This window comes from Arachidicoccus sp., from assembly GCF_050436765.1.
Taxonomy (GTDB): domain Bacteria; phylum Bacteroidota; class Bacteroidia; order Chitinophagales; family Chitinophagaceae; genus Arachidicoccus.
The window spans coordinates 4,978-10,755 of the sequence record NZ_JBNQGD010000170.1 but is presented as its reverse complement, the minus strand read 5'-3'; the positions used below and the strand labels follow the sequence as shown (position 1 = coordinate 10,755).

5 protein-coding genes are annotated in these 5,778 nt (G+C 37.4%); 4 read left to right on the top strand and 1 reads right to left on the bottom strand.

Translation table 11 applies throughout. The annotated features are described in order from the left end of the window. From thrA to ACQR30_RS07410, 4 genes are all read left to right on the top strand, one after another. Positions 1-1,863 (top strand): bifunctional aspartate kinase/homoserine dehydrogenase I (gene thrA / locus ACQR30_RS07425; protein WP_429733473.1); only part of this gene is annotated, 1,863 nt, incomplete at its 5' end. Between the two features lie 41 nt (positions 1,864-1,904). Continuing rightward, positions 1,905-2,822, top strand: coding sequence for a homoserine kinase (locus tag ACQR30_RS07420; RefSeq protein ID WP_429733470.1), 918 nt, complete (start codon positions 1,905-1,907; stop codon positions 2,820-2,822). A 69-nt stretch (positions 2,823-2,891) separates the two neighbouring features. Further along, positions 2,892-4,187: a threonine synthase gene (thrC, locus tag ACQR30_RS07415; RefSeq protein ID WP_429733467.1), complete on the top strand. Its 1,296-nt coding sequence runs from the start codon at positions 2,892-2,894 to the stop codon at positions 4,185-4,187. 171 nt (positions 4,188-4,358) lie between these two features. Then, a complete protein-coding gene (locus ACQR30_RS07410) occupies positions 4,359-5,036 on the top strand; it encodes a glycosyltransferase family 2 protein (RefSeq protein ID WP_429733465.1) in 678 nt (225 codons plus the stop codon). Positions 5,037-5,407: 371 nt separating this feature from the next. Here the strand turns inward: ACQR30_RS07410 and ACQR30_RS07405 are convergent. Beyond that, a partial coding sequence (locus ACQR30_RS07405; RefSeq protein ID WP_429733462.1) for a helix-turn-helix domain-containing protein occupies positions 5,408-5,778 on the bottom strand: 371 nt, incomplete at its 5' end.

Genomic DNA, 5,778 nt, shown 5'->3' with positions numbered 1-5,778 from the left:
AACCAAGTAACGACATTAGGACGCGGCGGCTCGGACTATACTGCGGCCATATTTGCTGCAGCCACCCAGGCAGACCTTTTGGAGATATGGACAGATGTATCAGGCATGATGACTGCGGATCCACGATGGGTAAGCAATGCGAAACCTATACCTTATATCTCATTCAAAGAAGCAATGGAGTTATCGCATTTTGGTGCCAAAGTTATTTACCCGCCGACGATTATTCCCGCAATGCAAGCCGCTATACCTATCAAGATAAAGAATACCTTTTTACCAGATGATGAAGGAACCTATATTAGCGAACAAATAGAAGGAGAACAAACAGAAATAGTAACGGGTATTTCAAGTATCACGGAGATAGCGTTATTAAGCCTTGAAGGGAGTGGAATGGTGGGTGTGCCGGGCATTTCAAAGGTTCTATTTGAAGCATTAGCTTCTGCTCAAATAAATGTTGTGTTGATCACACAAAGTTCTTCGGAGCATTCTATTTGCGTAGCCATAAATGCAAATGAATTAGAAAAAGCAAAAGAAGTATTGGATAGCACCTTCAAAAATGACATTGAAGCCAAAAGAGTTGAACCAATAAAAGAAGAAAAAAATCTTTCCATCATCGCACTCGTGGGTGATAAAATGAAAAGTCATCCAGGTATCAGCGGCAAAATGTTCTCTGTATTAGGAAGAAATGGCATTAATGTACGTGCTATTGCACAAGGGAGTTCAGAAAAAAACATATCCGCCGTAATTGCTTTTGATGACGTAAAAAAAGCAGTAAACGTGTTGCACGAAGCCTTCTTTGAAAAAGTTTATAAGCAATTAAATTTGTTTATTGTAGGAACCGGAAATGTAGGAAGTAGACTTATTGAACAATTGAAACATCAAAAAGATTATCTGCTAAAAAACTTAAACATTCAGTTACGCGTCGCAGGCATGGCAAACAGCCGCAAAATGTTATTCTCCGATAATGGTGGTATTCACCTGGACAGTTGGAAAGAAGACTTAAATAACGGAAACAAATTCGAATTTGAAAGCTTTATTCAAGAAATAATTAATAGTAATCTACGAAACAGCGTGGTAGTAGACGTTACAGCTAACAAAAATATGGCAGAGAATTATCATCTGCTTTTAGAGAAAAGTATAGCGGTCGTTGCATGTAATAAAATAGCTTGCTCTTCCTCTTTTGAATATTACAAAAAGCTAAAATCCTTATCTAAAGAATTCAATGCGCCATTTTTCTTTGAAACGAACGTGGGCGCCGGGCTTCCGATAATTGGCACCTTGAATGATTTACTCCGCAGTGGCGATGAAATCGTAAAAATTCAAGCAGTTTTATCGGGGACACTAAATTTTGTGTTTAATAATTATGATGGGAGTAAAACTTTTTCCGAAGTAGTAAAACAGGCGCAAAACGAGGGATACACAGAACCAGATCCTCGATTGGATTTAGGAGGTACAGATGTAATGCGCAAAATAATGATTCTCGCACGAGAAGCAGGTAATGAAATAAATATGGAAGATATTGACAATGAACAGTTTCTACCCGCTTCATGTTTTGAAGGCAGCGTTGACGATTTTTATAAAGAATTAGCAGCGAAGGAAGAACATTTTAAGAAATTATATAAGGAGGCATCAGATAAAAACTGTAAATTAAAATATGTAGCCACTTTCGCCAAAGGCAAAGCCAACGTAGGCTTGCAAGCAGTCGATGAACAGTCAGATTTTTATCATTTGTATGGAAAAGACAATATCGTACTGTTCTTTACAAAGCGCTATCCAGATCATCCATTGGTAATCAAAGGAGCGGGAGCAGGAGCAGAAGTAACAGCAAGTGGCGTTTTCGCTGATCTGATTAAGGCAGTTTCATAAATTCAAATTACAAATAAAATAATCATAAATCATCTTCTCTTATGAAATCTTGTACTGTATATGCGCCGGGTACTGTAGCCAATTTGGTATGTGGCTTTGACATATTAGGTCTTTGCCTGAGTGCTCCTGCAGATAAAATGGAAGTAACCCTATTGAATGAAAGAAAAGTAATTGTAAAAAGCGCCGATGGTTACCCCTTGCCTGAAGACCCCGCTTTAAATACAGCCGGTGCACCGCTGCTGGAGATTATCAAGGATTTGAATGAAGAAATTGGATTTGAAGTTTTGATTTACAAAAATATAAAACCTGGTAGCGGTGTGGGCTCCAGTGCGGCAAGTGCCGCAGGTGCTGTCGTAGCAGCAAATCATTTATTGGGTAACCCCTTTAGCAAAACGCAACAAATTCAATATGCGATGTGGGGTGAAAAAGTAGCCAGTGGAGTCAAACACGCGGACAATGTTGCACCTTGTATCTATGGTGGCATCACCTTGATTCGCTCCATCAATCCTTTAGATATTATCCCGTTGCCTGCTCCGGATTTATACGTAACTGTCGTCCATCCACAAATTGAGGTACGCACTGCAGATGCACGTGCTATCTTAAAGCATCAGATCGAATTGAAAAATGCTATTAAACAATGGGGCAATATCGCGGGTTTAGTAGCAGGTATTTTAAAGAATGACGTCGAACTTATCGGTCGTTCTTTAGAAGATCATATTATTGAACCTATCAGGAGTCAGTTGATTCCAGGTTTTGCCGATTTAAAGCGGAATTGTTTATCTGCTGGCGCCTTAGGTGGTGGCATTTCGGGCTCCGGGCCTTCCATTTTCATGCTCAGCAAAAACGAAGAAACCGCAGAAAAGGTAAAAGCAGAAATGCAAAAAATATATACCAATCTGCAAGTAGATTCTCACACTTATATTTCTAAAATCAATCAACAAGGTTGTACAATAGCCTAATAGAGTCGTTAATCCTTTTATATGGATATCATAATTTATTATTCATAGTTCACAAACCATAAAATAAGTATGCAATATTATAGTTTAAATAAAAAATCGCCTTCAGTAAGTTTTAGAGAAGCGGTAGTGAGTGGGCAGGCTCCGGACAGAGGATTGTATTTCCCCCAAAGTATTCCCGCACTTTCAAAGAATATAAAAGAGAATTTATCTAAGTTGTCCAAAGAAGAGATTTCATTTGAAGTGATGAAGCCTTTTGTGGGCAATGACCTACCCGATAATGAATTACAAAAAATCGTCGCGGAAACTGTAAACTTTCCGTTCCCGCTTATAAAAATAAACGAAAACATTTCTTCTCTCGAATTATTTCACGGACCCACTTATGCTTTTAAAGATGTAGGCGCCAGATTTATGAGTAGGTGTTTAGGATATTTTAATCAAAATAACCAGAAAAAAACAACCATTCTCGTGGCTACTTCCGGTGACACCGGCGGTGCGGTTGCTAACGGTTTCTTAGGCGTTGAAGGTGTTGAAGTAATTATATTATATCCTTCAGGAAAAGTAAGTCCAGTGCAGGAATTACAATTAACCACTTGTGGTCAGAATATTACGGCACTTGAAGTACAAGGCACCTTTGACGATTGTCAGGCCATCGTAAAACAAGCTTTTACAGATATAGACTTGAACGCCAAATATCAATTAACCTCGGCCAACTCTATCAATGTCGGACGGTGGTTGCCACAGCAGTTATATTATTTCTTTGCCCTGCAACAATGGAAAGAAAATGACGCACCTGTAATATGCGTGCCAAGTGGAAACTTTGGCAATATCTGTGCAGGTGTATTGGCGTATATCTCAGGCCTGCCGGTAAAGCATTTTATTGCCGCATGCAATGCCAACGATACAGTCCCGGAATTCTTAGCCACAGAAAAATATCCTGAAAAAAAATCGGTTGCTACTATTTCGAATGCTATGGATGTCGCTAACCCAAGTAATTTTATAAGAGTAATGGAGTTGTTTCACCAACAACTTCCAGAACTAAAAAAATCATTTAGTAGTGTTTCTGTTACTGACAATACCACAAGAAAAACGATTACTAAAGTATTCGATGAAACGGGCTATATGTTAGATCCACATGGAGCTGTAGCTTATAACGCCTTGGATAATTATTTAAAAGAGAATAAAGTGGGTAAAGGATTTATTTTAGAAACTGCTCATCCGGTAAAATTTCCTGATGTAGTGGAAGATTTATTGCAACTGAAAATTCCATTACCCGAAGAAGCCAAACATCTTTTTGAAAAAGAAAAACAGAGTGTAGTTATTGAAGCAAGTTTTGAAAAAATAAAACAATGGATGATAGCCAGATAGATCTTATACATATTTTACTGCTCTATCGTTAAAGGACTTATAAAATATAGTTAGCAAATCAATGCCTGACTATCTAAATTGTTTCAACGAAGAAAATGATTCTTTTTGAGAGAGCAAAATACAAGTAAATTTGCAGTTGATATATTTCAATAAATCTTTTACTTTGAAGAAATGTTACGTAATGAAGTTATTGCGATCAACACAGCTTCTCCTTTTTTTTCGGTAGTAATTACAACTTACAATAGGGCTGTTCTTCTAAACAGGGCAATCAATTCATTAATTGCACAAACCGAAAAAGATTGGGAGGTGATAATCATCGATGATGAGAGTACGGACGACACGGCATCTCAAATATTAAAATATCTGCAACCGAAAATTAGAATAAGATATGTGCAACAACTATCTAAAGGATACGCGGGTGCAAAAAATACGGGTATTTTTCTTTCTTTGGGCAAATACATTACATTTTTAGACTCTGATGATGAGTATGCACCGACACACCTGGAAATAAGGAAAAAGCTAATAAAAGAAAATCATAGTCCTGATTTCTTACACGGAGGAGTAAAAATAATAGGCAGTCCATTTGTACCGGACAAAAATAATTACGGTGGGATGATCAATTTGTCTGAGTGCGTAATTGGTGGAACCTTTTTTATCCGAAGGCAACTAGCATTTAATATGGGTGGATTCCCTGAAATCCCTCTAGGTAGCGATGCTGCTTTATTTGAAAAAATTAGCAAAATAGCGCCAAACATTATAAAAACCGAAGTTCCCACTTACATCTATCATCGAGAAAATGAAAATTCTATCACGAATAATCTCACAAGGCTAAGAAAAATATCAGTCTAATATAGCATGGAAGTGAATTTCAAAATTATTTATTGAATGACAAAAAAAGTCCATCCAAGCCATTCGGGTGGGCTTTATATTCCACAAATGCTGACTCCCATCAAAAAGTCGCGAAGCTCCAGGCGCTCCAATTCCTGAAAGCCATCTTCCATTTTAAAAAGTATTATCCGTCAGCAATAATAACAATAACTATTACAAATAATAGCTGCAATTGTTAAGCAAATTTAGGCGATAACTAAAATAATCTCTCCCCATACGATATTTGTCGTACAACGTTTGGGTAATTATGAGAAGGAAATTAATCAATAGGCAGTCGAAAATTAGTGCACGGCTAAAACTAGGATTCGACTTTACGCCTTCCGATATAAAATCTATTTAGCATCTTTTACAACAGTAAGATAAACGATGACAGCCTTAATTTGAGCGTAAGAAAATTTCTGACCAAAAGCATTTCTAATTTCTGAAGATGTAGCCGCCGGACTTTTTTCAATAAACTCAGAGATGGATTGCAGTTCTTTTTGTGAAACTAATACAGAAATATCAACTTCTCTGGTTTCAATAAATGTTGCCAGATGCCCTTCAATAGTACCTCTGGCAAGATTTCTCTCTCGAACAATTTCTTCAATTGACTTTCCCTGTTGATACATTTCGAGACTAATGCGATTAGTTTCTCCTTTAGGTAATTTTTTAACCGGCTGTAATTCATCTTCCACCACTACTTTAACAGGATCATTTATTTCGC

What these genes read in the sequence shown, in the direction of transcription:
- ACQR30_RS07420 (WP_429733470.1), top strand. Translation starts at nt 1,905, where the DNA reads ATGAAATCTTGTACTGTATATGCGCCGGGTACTGTAGCCAATTTGGTA.
- thrC (WP_429733467.1), top strand. Translation starts at nt 2,892, where the DNA reads ATGCAATATTATAGTTTAAATAAAAAATCGCCTTCAGTAAGTTTTAGA.
- ACQR30_RS07410 (WP_429733465.1), top strand. Translation starts at nt 4,359, where the DNA reads ATGTTACGTAATGAAGTTATTGCGATCAACACAGCTTCTCCTTTTTTT.